14 protein-coding genes are annotated in these 15,088 nt (G+C 45.3%); 12 read left to right on the plus strand and 2 right to left on the minus strand.

Annotated features, from left to right (window positions below):
• Positions 1-47 precede the first annotated feature (47 nt).
• The 3 genes from accD (at position 48) to pyk (ending at position 3,481) form a co-directional block, all read left to right on the plus strand.
• The gene (accD, locus tag NLX82_RS09845; RefSeq protein ID WP_013309586.1) at positions 48-941 is read left to right on the plus strand and encodes an acetyl-CoA carboxylase, carboxyltransferase subunit beta; all 894 of its coding nucleotides are present in this window, start codon (positions 48-50) and stop codon (positions 939-941) included.
• A complete protein-coding gene (locus NLX82_RS09850) occupies positions 942-1,925 on the plus strand; it encodes an acetyl-CoA carboxylase carboxyltransferase subunit alpha (RefSeq protein ID WP_023987906.1) in 984 nt (327 codons plus the stop codon).
• Positions 1,926-2,050: 125 nt separating this feature from the next.
• Positions 2,051-3,481, plus strand: a complete 1,431-nt coding sequence (gene pyk / locus NLX82_RS09855) for a pyruvate kinase (RefSeq protein WP_023987907.1) — start codon at positions 2,051-2,053, stop codon at positions 3,479-3,481.
• 98 nt (positions 3,482-3,579) lie between these two features.
• Here the strand turns inward: pyk and NLX82_RS09860 are convergent, their stop codons facing one another.
• The gene (locus NLX82_RS09860; RefSeq protein ID WP_068940189.1) at positions 3,580-4,476 is read right to left on the minus strand and encodes a LysR family transcriptional regulator; all 897 of its coding nucleotides are present in this window, start codon (positions 4,474-4,476) and stop codon (positions 3,580-3,582) included.
• Between the two features lie 207 nt (positions 4,477-4,683).
• On the opposite strand from NLX82_RS09860, the gene NLX82_RS09865 reads away from it, so the two are divergent.
• The 7 genes from NLX82_RS09865 (at position 4,684) to NLX82_RS09895 (ending at position 11,028) form a co-directional block, all read left to right on the plus strand.
• A complete protein-coding gene (locus tag NLX82_RS09865; RefSeq protein ID WP_025722004.1) occupies positions 4,684-5,607 on the plus strand; it encodes a phosphate ABC transporter substrate-binding protein PstS family protein in 924 nt (307 codons plus the stop codon).
• A gap of 106 nt (positions 5,608-5,713) precedes the next feature.
• Complete coding sequence (gene pstC, locus NLX82_RS09870) at positions 5,714-6,646, plus strand: phosphate ABC transporter permease subunit PstC (RefSeq protein ID WP_254347924.1); 933 nt, start codon at positions 5,714-5,716, stop codon at positions 6,644-6,646.
• Positions 6,646-7,542, plus strand: coding sequence for a phosphate ABC transporter permease PstA (pstA, locus tag NLX82_RS09875; RefSeq protein WP_023987910.1), 897 nt, complete (start codon positions 6,646-6,648; stop codon positions 7,540-7,542). The genes pstC and pstA overlap by 1 nt, the downstream gene beginning before the upstream one ends.
• Positions 7,543-7,559: 17 nt before the next feature.
• Positions 7,560-8,402, plus strand: a complete 843-nt coding sequence (gene pstB, locus NLX82_RS09880) for a phosphate ABC transporter ATP-binding protein PstB (RefSeq protein WP_023987911.1) — start codon at positions 7,560-7,562, stop codon at positions 8,400-8,402.
• Between the two features lie 288 nt (positions 8,403-8,690).
• Positions 8,691-9,980, plus strand: a complete 1,290-nt coding sequence (gene pelA, locus NLX82_RS09885) for a pectate lyase (protein ID WP_254347926.1) — start codon at positions 8,691-8,693, stop codon at positions 9,978-9,980.
• A 134-nt stretch (positions 9,981-10,114) separates the two neighbouring features.
• A complete protein-coding gene (locus NLX82_RS09890) occupies positions 10,115-10,633 on the plus strand; it encodes an acyl-CoA thioesterase (RefSeq protein WP_254347928.1) in 519 nt (172 codons plus the stop codon).
• Positions 10,630-11,028, plus strand: a complete 399-nt coding sequence (locus tag NLX82_RS09895) for an FxsA family protein (RefSeq protein WP_013309596.1) — start codon at positions 10,630-10,632, stop codon at positions 11,026-11,028. Before NLX82_RS09890 ends, NLX82_RS09895 begins: the two co-directional genes overlap by 4 nt.
• A gap of 29 nt (positions 11,029-11,057) precedes the next feature.
• Here NLX82_RS09895 and ytvI read toward each other — a convergent pair whose 3' ends face one another.
• Complete coding sequence (gene ytvI / locus NLX82_RS09900; RefSeq protein WP_028542894.1) at positions 11,058-12,176, minus strand: sporulation integral membrane protein YtvI; 1,119 nt, start codon at positions 12,174-12,176, stop codon at positions 11,058-11,060.
• Between the two features lie 345 nt (positions 12,177-12,521).
• Between ytvI and citZ the strand changes: the two genes are divergently transcribed.
• A complete protein-coding gene (citZ, locus tag NLX82_RS09905) occupies positions 12,522-13,634 on the plus strand; it encodes a citrate synthase (protein ID WP_028542893.1) in 1,113 nt (370 codons plus the stop codon).
• 151 nt (positions 13,635-13,785) lie between these two features.
• On the plus strand, positions 13,786-15,081 hold the full coding sequence (gene icd / locus NLX82_RS09910) for an NADP-dependent isocitrate dehydrogenase (protein ID WP_023987916.1): 1,296 nt from the start codon (positions 13,786-13,788) through the stop codon (positions 15,079-15,081).
• Positions 15,082-15,088 lie beyond the last annotated feature (7 nt).

The following is a 15,088-nucleotide window of genomic DNA, read 5'->3' on the forward strand; positions in this document are numbered from 1 at the left end:
CTTGTATCGGTTACGGCTGACAAATAAACGGCTGGAGAGGTGTAGTTGTGTTTAAAGATTTATTCCAAAAGAAGCGTAAATACGCGACCATCCCTTCGGAACGGGCGCTGAGCGGCGATCAAGCGGACATGCCGGATCGTCCCAAACGGGAAATTCCCGAAGGTCTTATGACCAAATGTGGCAAGTGCGGAAGTATTCAATACAGCAAAGAACTAGAGAAAAATTTGAAAGTGTGTCCGGTGTGCGGATACCATATGCGTTTGAATGCAATGGATCGCATTCGCATGGTGCTCGACGAAGACACATTTACGGAATATGATGCAGATATGATTTCGGTTGACCCGCTGGACTTTCCGGGATATGCGAGCAAGCTGGAGCAACAGACCCTGAAATCTGGCTTGCGAGAGGCTGTCGTTACAGGCGACGGCCTTATTTATGGACATCCTGTTGTCGTTGCTGTGATGAGCTTTGACTTTTTTACCGGCAGTATGGGTTCGGTCGTAGGAGAGAAAATTACCCGCGCCATTGAGCAAGCAATAGACAAGCGTCTGCCGCTAATTATTTTCTCAACTTCTGGCGGGGCACGTATGCAGGAAAGTATTTTAAGCTTGATGCAGATGGCCAAAACAAGTGCAGCTCTTGCTCGTCTGGATGAGCAGGGCTTGCTCTATATTTCTGTTATCACCGACCCGACTACAGGCGGAGTATCCGCCAGCTTTGCTACGCTTGGAGATATTAATATTGCGGAGCCAGGAGCTGTATTCGGCTTTGCAGGGCGTATTGTAATTGAACAGACAATCAGACAGAAGTTGCCGGATGATTTTCAAACATCCGAATTTAATTTGCAGCACGGACAATTGGATATGGTTGTACACCGCAAGGAACTGCGTGATACCCTCGGGCAACTGCTTGATCTGCACAGTGTGAAAGGGGTGGAATAGATGGCTGGTGAATTGCCTTATGAAAAGCCCCTGGTCGAGATGCGACAGAAGATCGAAGAACTCAAGCAATTCGGACAGGATAAGCAAATTGATTTTACAGATGAAATCAACCGTCTCGAGGACCGTTATCTCGAGATGGAAGAAGAAATATATTCGAACATTACAGCACCACAAAAAATGCATTTGGCCCGTCATCATCAAAGACCAACGTCTCTTGATCTGATTGAGCAGGTGTTTACGGACTTTATTGAATTACACGGCGACCGCTTGTTTGGAGACGATCTGGCGGTTGTGGGCGGAATTGCCAAGCTAAATGGTATTCCGGTGACCGTCATTGGTCAACAGCGTGGTAAGGATACGAAAGATAACATTGCACGTTTCTTTGGTAGTGCTCATCCGGAAGGATTTCGTAAAGGCTTGCGTCTGATGCAGCAGGCTGATAAATTCAAACGCCCAATTATTACATTCATTGATACGAAGGGCGCTTATCCGGGTAATACAGCAGAGGAGAGAGGTCAATCGGAAGCGATTGCCCGCAACTTGCGGGAGATGGCAAAGCTTTCGGTGCCTGTTATTTGTGTGGTCATCGGCGAGGGTGGAAGCGGCGGTGCGCTTGCGTTTGCAGTTGGTAACCGTGTGCTGATGCTGGAACATGCCATTTATTCGGCCATTTCTCCAAATGGTGCTGCCTCGATTCTATGGAAAGATGCTTCCAAGGCCGATCAGGCAGCTGAAGCCATGAAGATTACGGCTAATGACCTCCTGCGCATGGAAATTATCGAGGATATTGTGCCGGAGCCGAAAGGGGGCGCGCATCGTAACTATGAAGTGACCGCTGCCGCAATCAAGGAGCTATTGGAACGTCATTTGGCAGACCTTACGAATATGAGCTGCGATGAATTGAGGGAAGATCGGTATCAAAAATTCCGAAAAATAGGTCAATACACCTTCTTGAAGTCTTCGGAATCTGAGCCTATGTTGTAATACGCTGTAAACGGGTAACAATAAATATGACGAACTTCCTATACAAATAGGAAAAAGTGTAGTAGATTTAATTGTTGGAAAAAGATATAAAGAGTAGCACCTTTGAAAACGGAGGAAAAACCCAAATGCGCAAAACTAAGATTGTATGTACCATCGGTCCTTCCAGTGAGTCATTGGAAAATGTGAAGAAACTGATTTTGGCTGGTATGAACGTAGCCCGCCTGAATTTCTCTCACGGTGATTTCGAGGAGCATGGCAACCGGATTAAAAACATCCGTCAAGCTTGTAAGGAGCTTAACAAGAACGTTGCTATTTTGCTCGATACGAAGGGGCCGGAAATCCGGACAGGAAAGCTCGAAGTTGAACCTATTGAGCTTGTTCAGGACGAGTTCATTACGCTGACAACGGAAGAAATTCTCGGTACGCAAGATCGTATTTCTATTACGTACAAAGATCTTCCCTCGGACGTGGAGCCCGGCTCCACCATTCTGATCGACGATGGTCTGATCGGACTCACCGTTATTGAAGTATCAGGCACTGAAATCAAATGCCGCATTGTTAATGGCGGAACGATCAAGAGCAAGAAGGGCGTTAACGTTCCAGGCGTCGCTATTTCTTTGCCTGGTATTACGGAAAAAGATGCTAATGATATCATTTTCGGTATTGAGCAGGACATTGATTTCATCGCGGCTTCTTTTGTTCGTAAAGCAAGTGATGTGCTGGAAATCCGCGAATTGCTGGCGAAACACAACGCAAGTCATATTCAAATCATCTCCAAAATAGAAAATCAGCAAGGTGTTGACAACCTGGATGAAATTTTGGAAGCTTCGGATGGCCTGATGGTTGCTCGTGGTGACCTCGGTGTGGAAATTCCTGCTGAAGAAGTGCCTCTGGCGCAAAAATTGATGATTAACAAATGTAATGTTGCTGGCAAGCCTGTTATTACGGCAACACAAATGCTGGATTCCATGCAACGTAACCCGCGTCCGACTCGTGCGGAAGCAAGTGACGTGGCGAATGCTATTTTTGACGGAACAGACGCAATTATGCTGTCCGGCGAAACAGCTGCGGGTAAATATCCGGTAGAATCCGTATTGACGATGTCACGTATTGCAGAAAAAGCTGAGTCTTCTCTGAACTACCGTGATTTGTTCAAAAAACAAAGAACGGCTCAAGAAATTAGTATTACAGAAGCAATCAGCCAATCCGTTTCTATTTCTGCGCTTGACCTGCATGCCAAAGCGATCCTGACGTCCACACAAAGCGGAACAACGGCGCGTATGATTTCTAAATACCGTCCTGAAGCTCCGATTGTTGCTGTTACAACACAGGAAAGAACAGTTCGCCGTTTGGCTCTGATCTGGGGTGTACATGCAGTACAAGGCAGACCAGTCGTTGACACAACAGATAGTCTGTTTGACAATGCGCTGGAAGGCGGTCGCAAATCTGGCCTCGTTAAAGAGGGCGATTTGGTTGTGATTACTGCGGGCGTACCTCTTGGTGATTCCGGTTCTACGAACCTGATCAAAATTAGCTGCGTTCCAGCACAAGCGTAATTAAAGTCTCGAAATAATACCGAGGCTGTATGTATTCGTTACAACAAGCAAAAGAGCATTCAAGTCAATAAGACTTGGATGCTCTTTTTTTATGTTCTCTAGCTTTTTATTTCCAGTCCTTCTCGTCGTATGAAATCAAGGAATGCCTGTTGCGTCAAGTTCATGTGTGTATCTTGTTGGTACACGATGTTTATTTGATAATGACTCCTTTTGTTATCAGCCTCGGGATAAGGAAGCCATTCCACCGAGGGAACAGCATTTTCATTATTATCGACTCCACTTGCAGGAAAGAAGGCAAGCGCTTCTCCGCCGCTTACGACTTGCTTTACCGCTTCCCAAGAGTTGATTTCCAGATGAGGCTTAACTAGCGAGGAATACTGATCTACAACTGATGAACCGCTATATTTTACCCATGTGTGCTTGTCCAGCATATCGGGTCCATCGAACTCCTCTGATATGGATGCAGGTGCAAGTGCAGATGCAGAACGGATAACTCCTACTTGATCTGAAGCCACTGGCTCTGCCACCGTATACTCTGGAAGAGAATCTCTATCGTCGAGAAAAGCAAAATCAATTTCTCCCTGTTTCAGTAGCTGCTTAATGGCATCCGGGGATTGAATCTCCAACTGAATACGACAATCTGGATATCGTTGAGCAAACTTAGCCATCAAAGTGGGGAGGAGATACGTACCTGATATCGACTCTGCACTCAGATGTAATTGACCCTGTGACTCTTCTGTCAGTTCATCTACAGCTTGTCTAGCTTCTTGCTCCAGAGAGATGATCTGCTTTGCGTAAGGTAATAATTTTTTTCCAGCTTCCGTTAGCATAATCCTGCCTTGTTGAAGAGAGAATAGGGAAACACCCATTTCCTTTTCCAAGCTTTTCATATGAAAGCTGACGGTAGGTTGTTTGACTTGCAAAGCTTCGGCCACATCCGTCGCCTTATGGAATTTGTCGATCAGCATCAAGATACGCAATTTTAGAATATTCATGGAATCCAGCAGCTCTCCTTATATGTCATTCATATGTGAATTTCAAACTATAGATTAATTATATACCGAAAAATAATTTATCTATCAATATTTTATATTTGTTTTACAAAACCACGTCGTTCGTCTAACATTCCAGGCCTACAATGTAAAAGTGTTGATGGTCATAAATAAAAAACCGTCACTTAACTAAGGGGAGGACAATAAAAAATGTTGAAAAAATGGCCGTTCATTCTGATGACTCTCACCATGGTATTTGCACTTGCAGCTTGCGGATCAGGTAACAATGCTGCACCACAAGGAGAAGCTGCTACAGGAACAGACAATAAAGCAGCTGCTGAACTGACAGGAAATATTCTGGCTGTTGGCTCCACTGCACTTCAACCATTGGTAGAGCAAGCGGGACAAAAATTTATGGCTGTCGATAAATATAAAGGCATTGCAGTTCAAGTACAGGGCGGCGGTAGCGGTACTGGCTTGACTCAAGTTTCCGGCGGACAAGCGGACATCGGTAACTCCGACGTGTTTGCAAAAGAAAAACTGGAGAGCGGCGCAGATGAACTGGTCGATCACCAAGTAGCTGTTGTAGCCATGTCAGCGGTAGCGAATCCTAAAGTAGGCGTTACAGATCTGAAAAAAGATCAATTGGTACAAATCTTTACAGGTAAAATCACGAACTGGAAAGAAGTTGGCGGTGCAGATCAAAAAATCGTTATCGTAAACCGTCCAAGCAGCTCCGGTACTCGTGCAACATTTGAAAAATACGCATTGGGACAAAAAACGGAAGATCTGCCGGGCTCCATTCAAGAAGATTCCTCCGGTACTGTGAAAAAGCTGATTGCTGAAACACCGGGTGCGATTGGTTATCTGGCTCTGTCCTACATCGACAACACAGTAACTACTTTGAAATATGATGGCGTTGAAGCTAACGTTGAAAATGTAGAACAAGGTAAATATCCAGTATGGGCTTACGAGCATATGTACACTAAAGGTGAGCCAAAAGAGCATGTGAAAGCATTCCTTGACTACATTCTGTCAGATGAAATCCAAAAAACGGATGTCGTAGACTTGGGATACATTCCAGTAGCAGGTATGCAAGTGAAACGTGATGCTGACGGTAATATCACGAAATAAGGAGAGTCACACCTCCTGTTCGATGAACGCAGCTAACGCGAGTATATTCACGAAGAAGAGGCGGACTAGCGTCCTGCCTCTATTCTTCGGTTAAAGGAGTTACAGTATGGAACCAATTGAAGGGAAGGCATACATGGAACAGAATAAACGATCCCGAGTTTTGAAAGAAAGACATTACTGGGAAGAATGGACCGGCCGCATATATACGTCGGTTTGTGTCGTTTTTTTAGTTGCAGTCATTGTCTCCATCGTATATTTTGTTGCCTCCAAAGGTGTAGCTACATTTGCGGTGAATGGAGTCAGTCTGCGAGAGTTTTTCTTTGGAACCAAATGGAGCCCGGATGGCGAGCCTAAGTCCTTCGGCGCGCTTCCGTTTATTACGGGTTCTTTTGCAGTAACCATACTGGCGGCTTTAATTGCCAGTCCGCTCAGCTTATGTGCAGCTTTATTTATGACGGAAATCGTGCCGAAATCGGGTAAACGTATCCTTCAACCCGCGATTGAATTATTATCCGGTATTCCGTCGGTTGTATATGGCTTTGTCGGCTTGACCGTCATCGTCCCGCTGCTGCGGAACGTGTTTGGAGGACAAGGCATTGGCATAATGGCAGGCTGCCTAGTGTTGTCAGTCATGATTTTGCCGACGATTACGAGTATTATGGCGGATGCATTGTCTTCCTTACCGGGGGGGCTGCGTGAATCCTCTTATGCTTTGGGTGCTACCCGCTGGCAGACAATTGCCCGTGTTATTATTCCGACGCTGCTGCCTGCTCTTTTAACAGGAATTATTCTCGGTATGGCTCGTGCCTTCGGAGAAGCGTTGGCTGTACAGATGGTAATCGGGAATGCTCCGCACATACCGCATTCCTTGCTGGAATCCGCTTCGACCTTGACCAGCGTCATTACGCTTAGCATGGGGAATACAGCGATGGGCTCCGTTCATAACAATGCTCTCTGGAGCATGGCGCTTGTTCTTCTGCTCATGACATTCATTTTCGTGCTGCTGGTAAGGCTGCTTGAAAGGAGAAACCGGGTTTGATGAAAGCTAAAACGACCGACAAGATCGCTACATTTGTAATCTGTTTCTTCGCCTTGTTCATTGTTGCGCTTTTGGTGGGATTACTGGGCTTCATTTTGGCCCGCGGAGTCAGTCATATTTCTTTTGACTTTTTAACCAGTGCTCCCCAAACATTACGTGCAGGCGGTGGCATTGGCCCACAACTATTTAATTCCGTATTTTTGTTAATCTTAACTTTGATTATCACCATTCCGATTGGCTGGGGCGCAGGTATTTACATGGCGCAATATGCAAAGCCGGGGAAAATTACGGACTTTATACGACTTGTCGTCGAAGTATTGTCCTCCTTCCCGTCTATCGTCATCGGATTGTTTGGACTACTACTTATCGTAAATACGTTTGATTTTGGCTTTTCCCTCTTATCAGGTGCCTTGGCTTTGGCCGTATTCAACCTGCCGCTGATGGTTCGCACAACTGAGCAGGCTTTCCGAGCTGTGCCGAAGGAGCAAAAGGAAGCTGGACTCGCGCTTGGATTATCCAAGTGGAAAATCATCACCTCCATTTTGTTGCCAGCTGCGCTGCCAAGCTTGATTACGGGTACGATTTTGGCCGCAGGCCGTATTTTCGGGGAAGCCGCCGCATTGCTGTTTACAGCAGGGATGAGTACGCCGCCGCTTGATTTTACCGATTGGAATCCATTGCATGCCAGATCGCCTATTAACCCGATGCGACCTGCTGAAACATTGGCTGTTCATATTTGGAAGGTCAACAGTGAGGGGATTGCTCCTGACTCCAAAGATATTGCTGCAGGCGCTTCTGCCGTACTGGTGCTGCTTGTGCTTGCATTCAACTTGAGTGCAAGATGGTTCGGAAGAGTTGTATACCGCCGTCTGACAGCTGCCAAACGTATGGATTAGAAAGGGGATGAAGAACAATGGAACATGTGATTACGCGAACGGCAAAAACCGCCGCACCAGCAACATCCGTTCAGTCTACGCGTTCGGAACAGCTTGCGGGGCAACCGCCTCATCCGTTCAGTACTGAGGATTTGAGTATTTATTATGGCAGCTTTGAGGCTGTGAAAAAAGTGAATCTGGCCTTTCCCGAGCAGACAGTGACTGCCCTGATCGGGCCTTCCGGCTGCGGTAAATCGACCTTTTTGCGCTCCCTTAATCGGATGAATGATGAGATTGCATCTTCCTCTACAACGGGTCACATCTGGATGGATGGACAGGATTTGACAGCACCGGAAACGGACGTGATCAAGCTGCGTCAGCAAATTGGCATGGTGTGGCAGCGTCCCAACCCTTTTTACAAATCTATTTACAATAATATCGCCTTCGGTCCCAAATACCGTGGGGTGCGCAAGAAGAAACAGCTTGATGAAATCGTCGAAAGCAGCCTGCGTAAAGCAGCATTATGGGATGAGGTCAAGGATCGCCTTCACGACTCCGCTCTGGCGCTGTCTGGCGGGCAACAGCAGCGGCTTTGCATTGCACGTGCACTATCCGTTCAACCGAAAATTCTATTGCTTGACGAGCCAGCCTCCGCGCTGGACCCTGTGTCTACAGGCAAGGTAGAAGAGCTCATTACCGAATTAAAAAAAGAACTGCGCATCGTTATTGTGACGCACAATATGCAGCAGGCTGCACGAATTTCCGATTATACTGCTTATTTTTATATCGGAAGTCTGGTTGAACATGGGAAAACGAACGATATTTTCACGAATCCTGAAAATGAGCTGACTCAGGAGTACATCATGGGTCGATTTGGTTAAGCGATGTTGCTCATCGACCTACTATATATTAGCTGCACGTAAAATCCTCTTACTAATCCAGCATTAGTAAGAGGATTTTTATTGTTTTCAACGTTTTGTAACTTTTTTAATCTATTAGTAAATTAAAATATATTGATCGTTTGGGTATATTTTCATATAATACAACTAACTATTTATCATGCATAAATAGTGGTTTAGTTCCCTTCGCTATCAAAAAGAATCTTCAGCAAGAATATATAGGGTTAAACTGAACGCAATTACCCAACTCAAAATAAGGGAGAGGTTCAAATGAAGAAGAAGATGTGTCCAACCGTAAAGATGTTAGCGCTTTCAAGTTTGGCGATTACAGTAACGTCAGGACTCCTAAGTCCCTCATGGGCTGCGGCACAGGAGATGGTGCCGGCTACATATGATTCAGGACGTGAATCGGCGACTGCTTCTTATGAGCTTACCACAGATTCAGCTGTGGGACGGGACGTTTATGGTGACGGTGTAAATTCAGGTGTTTTGGATCGTGAGCAATTATTTGGGCTGTCGGCTGTGACGAAGCCAACCGCTGTTGTGAATACAGACAGCCTCCTGAACAAAATGCGCGACTTTAGCAAGTTCTCTACGGGGAATACATCCAAGGATACTACACTTGCCTTAAATATTGTATCCTGGCAATTACCACATGGCGGATTCTTCAAAGCTATGGAAAAGAATTATAAATCCAAATGGGATGGCAAAACTGCACGCTCCACATGGAAGAGCAAGGATGGTGTTGAGCTCGGAACGTTCGATAACGAGGCCACGACAACCGAGATTCGCTTTTTGGCGGATGTATACAAAAAAACAAAAAATAAAGACATTAAGAACAGTGTACAAAAAGCAATTGACTTCGTTTTAACCTCTCAGTATTCCTCCGGTGGCTGGCCGCAAGTATACCCTAAACGTGGTAATTATTCCGATGCTGTAACTTATAATGATGATGCGATGGTTAGAGTTATGGTTTTGGCTGACGATATTGTGAACAAGAAGCAGCCGTTTGATAGCGATATTTTGGACGATGCATCTCGCTCCAGACTTCAGCAAGCGCTAAACAAAGGTATCCAGTACACAATTAAGTCTCAAATTGTAAATAATGGTACACCGACAATCTGGGGTGCACAGCACGATCCGGCTACTTATGCATCTGTTGAAGCCCGGGCATTTGAGCTACCTTCCAAAACAACTACGGAATCAGTAGGCATTACTGCTTTTCTCATGTCCCAGCCGCAAACCGCTGAAGTGAAAAAAGCGGCTCAGAGCGCTTTGAAATGGTTCGACGCGAACCGAATCGACGGTATCAAATACAATCGTCAAGGTCCGGAGTTTTTTCAAAAGGATGCATCGAGCGTAATGTGGTATCGTTTCTATAATGTGGAAGACAATAAGTATTTCTTTTCAGACCGGGATGGCAAAAAGTATACCGACATCATGAAAATTAGTGAGGAAAGACGACTTGGTTACGCCTGGGCGGGAAGCCAGGCTAAGAGTTTGCTTAAGCTGGCTTCGGATAGCGGATATTATAAACTGTCCAAGCCGTTGCCACAATAATAAAGGCATTATTATATATGATTTGCGAGGGTGGACCGGTCGGTCTGCCCTCTTTTTGTTCCTGGGCTGTAAATATGGTTTAATGGAGAGAGGGCAAAATAGAGATAAAGATGCACAAAGATAGGAGAGCTTGTATGACTCAAGAGGAGAAACAAACGGAATTACGCTGGTATGGCGCACCGCTACGTGTCCGTTATCAGGAAAGCGACCAGATGGGGGTCGTATATCATGCAAATTATTTGAACTGGTTTGAGATCGGGCGTACCGAAATGATCCGGCAGGCGGGCTTTAACTATCGGAGCATGGAGGAACGAGGAGTCTTGCTGCCAGTTATTGAAATCAATGCGAAATATGCGAGTCCTGCTCGATATGATGATTTAATTACCATTTATACGGCAATTACGGACTTCTCTAGACTACGTCTAAACTATACCTATGAGGTTCGACGGGTAACGGACGATGAGCATCAAAGGTATCTGGGAAAGGTATGGACCCAGGCAGACACGCTACCGGGAGAACTGCTTGTCACAGGGATGACACGTCATGTATGGTTGAACACCGAATGGAAGCCTGTTCGACTAGATCAGGCGCTACCTGAGCTGTACACTGCATTAAGGTTTACTTTTACAGGCGGGGAGGGGCAGAAGTCATGATGATGCGTAAACGTCTATGGCTGTTGCTGCTGCTCATTCCTTTGGCGGAGCTGTACGGGTTTATATGGGTAAGTCATTGGATTGGAGCGGGCAAAACGATTTTACTCATCATTCTGACGACCCTAATCGGGGCTGCCATGATGCAATTTGAAGGTCGTAAGGTGATTGCCGATGCGAAAAATGAAATGAACCGGGGGCAAATGCCCGGCCGTAAAATGCTGGATGGATTATGTGTCTTTTTCGGTGGGAGCTTGCTGCTTATCCCCGGATTTTTAACAGATATTATTGGTTTTACGTTGGTATTCCCTTTAACACGAGCGTTGTACCGCCGCTTTTTATTGAAGTGGCTGGAGAAAAAAATGAAAAACGGCAGTATTACGTTTCGGCGATTTTGACGTGAGCTGCCGTTTTTCCTATCCATGATCTAGCGGACTCTTCCAGCGAGAATATAGTTGCGCAAGTCCTGAATGACATTCGCACGATTCAGTGCATCAACGACAATTAGTGATACAGGTCCGATAATTAATCCTAAAACGCCAAATAGCTTGAGCCCGATGAACATACCGATGAGGGTGGGAAGCGGGTTCAAGCCCACGCTGCTGGCCAGCACCTTAGGCTCCACGATCTGTCGTCCAATCAACAGGATGATATAAAGGATCGACAATCCTACCCCTAGTGCCAAATTACCAGACATATACGCATACAGTATCCACGGAATCATCACAATGCCAACCCCCAAATAAGGTAGCAAGTCCACTAGCCCGATCATCAAACCGATGGTAAAGGCGGATTCCACACGCAATATGAACAGCCCAACAATGACTGTTAATGCCGTAATGGAGATGATAATAAACTGTGCACGCAAATAGCCGTACAGTGCTTTACGCAGATCGTGCCATATATCCGACAATGGTTTGCGAATCGTATCAGGAACCGTATTTGAGAGCATCCGACTATGTCGGTCCCAGTCCTTACTAATAAAAAAGGCTGCTAATACAATAACCATTAGAACTGCTCCCATATTAGGCAGAGAGGTTAGCAAGTTCAAAACTCCATTAAAAAATTGAGCGACTAGCGTAGTGACAGCCGAACTCACGGTTTGAGTTGTCTTATCAATATTACTGTTAATGGTATGTTGGTAATCCGGATTATCCCGGATAAAATGGTTAATTTCAATAATTACATTTTGAATCAAATCGCTTTGTGTCCAATCGATAAACAGACTTTTAAAACGCTCAATATGTCCGTCGAAAGTCATGGCCAACTTTATAACTTCTCGGACCATGCGGGTGATTGCCGCAGAAAGGATAATTGCAATTCCACCTAAATATACAAATAATGAGACCGTGACAGCCGTCCAACGTGGCATACGGGCTTTGTTACGCAGAAAACTAACCAGTGGATTCATGGCATAAGCCACAAGCCAGGCGAATAGGAAAGGATAGATGAGAGGGAAAAGCGCATATATGCCCAGTAACAGAGCTACAATCACGATTGCCACCCATATAGCACGAAATATGCGATTCAGGATTAATCGGCTCAAGCTCTCACGGCTCCTTTCTTTTGCGATAGTTTTTCATAAAATAAATGCTCTACTATACATATGCGGGAAAGGGGGGAGACAAGACCTGTGTAAAAAAGTGCAAATAAATCAATATTTTTTGTAAGGGGTTTCAAAAATTTATTTATGGAAGCGATAAAACATTTGAATGTGTTGGAATAGCCCTCAATGTTCACATAAACGACAAAATCCAGTATAGTGAAAGAAGGTTTAAATATTGACATATGGCGTTAACATTACTCAGCTATTTAAAAGACATATCTTACTTTTGAAAATGTTTACATTGCAAGTCCGTTCACAATGTTTTTACAAAGGAGAGATGTAACGATGACAGCGACTAAAGGTCTGGAAGGGATCGTAGCGACCACTTCCTCCATAAGCTCTATCGTAGATGGCGTTCTCACGTACCGGGGTTATAACATTGATGATTTGGCTGTTAACGCCGATTTTGAAGAGGTAGCTTATTTGTTGTGGTTTGGAAAATTACCTGATAAAGAGCAATTGCAGGAGCTTCGCAACCAGTTAAGCGAATACGCTGCTATTCCGGATGAAATTGTTACTCAATTAAAGTTATACCCGAAAAATTTGAGCACGATGGCTGCCTTGAGGTCAGCCGTATCGTCTCTCGCTTTGTATGACCCAGAGGCGGATGATATGTCGAGAGAGTCTAATGTGACTAAAACCGTCAAGCTTCAGGCGCAATTGCCCACCATTGTGGCAGCGATAGCACGTATACGCGAGGGCTTGGAGCCGATTGCGCCTAAAAAAGGTATTTCCATCGCTGAAAACTTTTTGTATCAGCTGACTGGCAAGGATCCAGAGGAGACGGCTATTAAAGCGTTCAATCAGGCTCTCGTGCTGCACGCCGATCATGAATTAAATGCTTCTACCTTTGCTGCGCGTGTAACGGTAGCCACATTGTCGGATATTTATTCTGGAATCACGTCTGCAATTGGAGCTTTAAAAGGACCACTGCATGGTGGGGCCAATGAGGCTGTGGCCAAAACGCTGGAGGAGATTGGTGGTTTGGATCAGGTGGACTCCTATATTCAGGCGAAACTGGATAACCGCGAAAAAATTATGGGCTTTGGACACCGAGTCTATAAAAACGGTGATCCGCGTGCCAAGCACTTGCACAAAATGTCCCGCGAGCTGGGGGAAATGAACGGTGACACAACGTTGTTTGATATGTCAGTTCGAATTGAAGGAATTGTAACAGGGCAAAAAGGCTTGAAGCCCAATGTGGATTTTTATTCTGCCTCTGTGTATACCCAACTGGGCATCAAGAGAGACCTGTTTACACCTATTTTTGCTGTGAGTCGTGTATCTGGATGGACCGCACACATTTTAGAGCAGTATGAAAATAACCGCCTGATTCGTCCTCGCGCCGAATATACAGGTCCAATGGATCAAAAATATGTATCACCAGAGTTGCGCTAACCCTTTGTCGAAGGAAGATTGAGGTTGTATACCCTGAATTTAAAAAATAAGGTACAATAGAGGGGACGACGAGAGATGTACGTTTTTGTCTGTGATAAAGATCATGTCTTTCGTCCTGTACCCATTCATATCTGAGGAGGAAAAGGAACTTATGGCGAAATTTGAAAAGTTTGAGCTCCCAACTGAAGGCGAAAAAATTACGATTGATAACGGTCAACTACAGGTTCCGAACCATCCGGTAATTCCGTTTATCGAAGGTGACGGCACGGGTCGCGACATCTGGAAAGCTTCCAAACGCGTACTGGACGCAGCTGTAGAAAAAGCATATAACGGCAGCAAAAAGATTGCCTGGTATGAAGTATTCGCTGGTGAGAAAGCTTTCAATACATACGGCGAATGGCTCCCTAACGATACTTTGGAAGCCATCCGTGAGTATATTGTAGCCATCAAAGGACCACTTACGACACCTATTGGCGGTGGTATCCGTTCGTTGAATGTGGCATTGCGTCAAGAACTGGATTTATACGTATGTCTGCGTCCTGTTCGTTATTTTAACGGTGTTCCTTCTCCAGTGAAACGTCCTGAATTGGTAGACATGGTTATTTTCCGTGAGAACACAGAAGATATTTACGCGGGGATCGAGTATGCTGAAGGGTCTGAAGACGTGAAAAAGGTTATTCAGTTCCTCCAACAAGAGCTGGGTGTGAACAAAATCCGTTTCCCTGAAACCTCTGGTATTGGCATTAAGCCAGTTTCTTCCGAGGGTTCAAAGCGTCTGGTGCGGGCTGCCATTCAGTATGCTGTTGACCACGGACGCAAGAGTGTAACGCTCGTACACAAAGGTAACATTATGAAATTTACCGAGGGTGCCTTCAAAAACTGGGGTTATGAAGTGGCTGAGGAAGAATTTGCAGATAAAGTATTTACTTGGGCCCAATATGATGTAATCAAGGAAAAAGACGGTGAGGATGCGGCGAATGCAGCTCAAAAAGCAGCTGAAGATGCAGGCAAAATCATTATCAAGGATGCGATTGCTGATATTGCACTTCAGCAAGTACTGACTCGTCCTTCTGAATTTGATGTGATTGCTACGCTCAACCTGAACGGGGACTATCTGTCCGATGCTCTTGCTGCCCAAGTTGGTGGAATTGGTATTGCGCCAGGTGCGAACATTAACTATGTAACAGGGCATGCTATCTTTGAAGCTACACATGGTACAGCTCCAAAATACGCCGACAAAGACGTAGTGAACCCTGGTTCCGTAATTCTGTCGGGCGTAATGTTGCTTGAACACTTGGGTTGGCAAGAAGCGGCTGACCTGATTTACAAAGGGTTGGAGACGTCCATTAATAAGAAGATTGTAACTTATGACTTTGCTCGTCTGATGGATGGTGCTACACAAGTGAAATGCTCCGAGTTCGCAGATACCATTATTAGTAACCTGTAAGGAAGGG

The sequence above is a fragment of the Paenibacillus sp. A3M_27_13 genome (assembly GCF_024213315.1).
In the GTDB taxonomy this organism is placed as follows: Bacteria; Bacillota; Bacilli; order Paenibacillales; family Paenibacillaceae; genus Paenibacillus; species Paenibacillus polymyxa_B.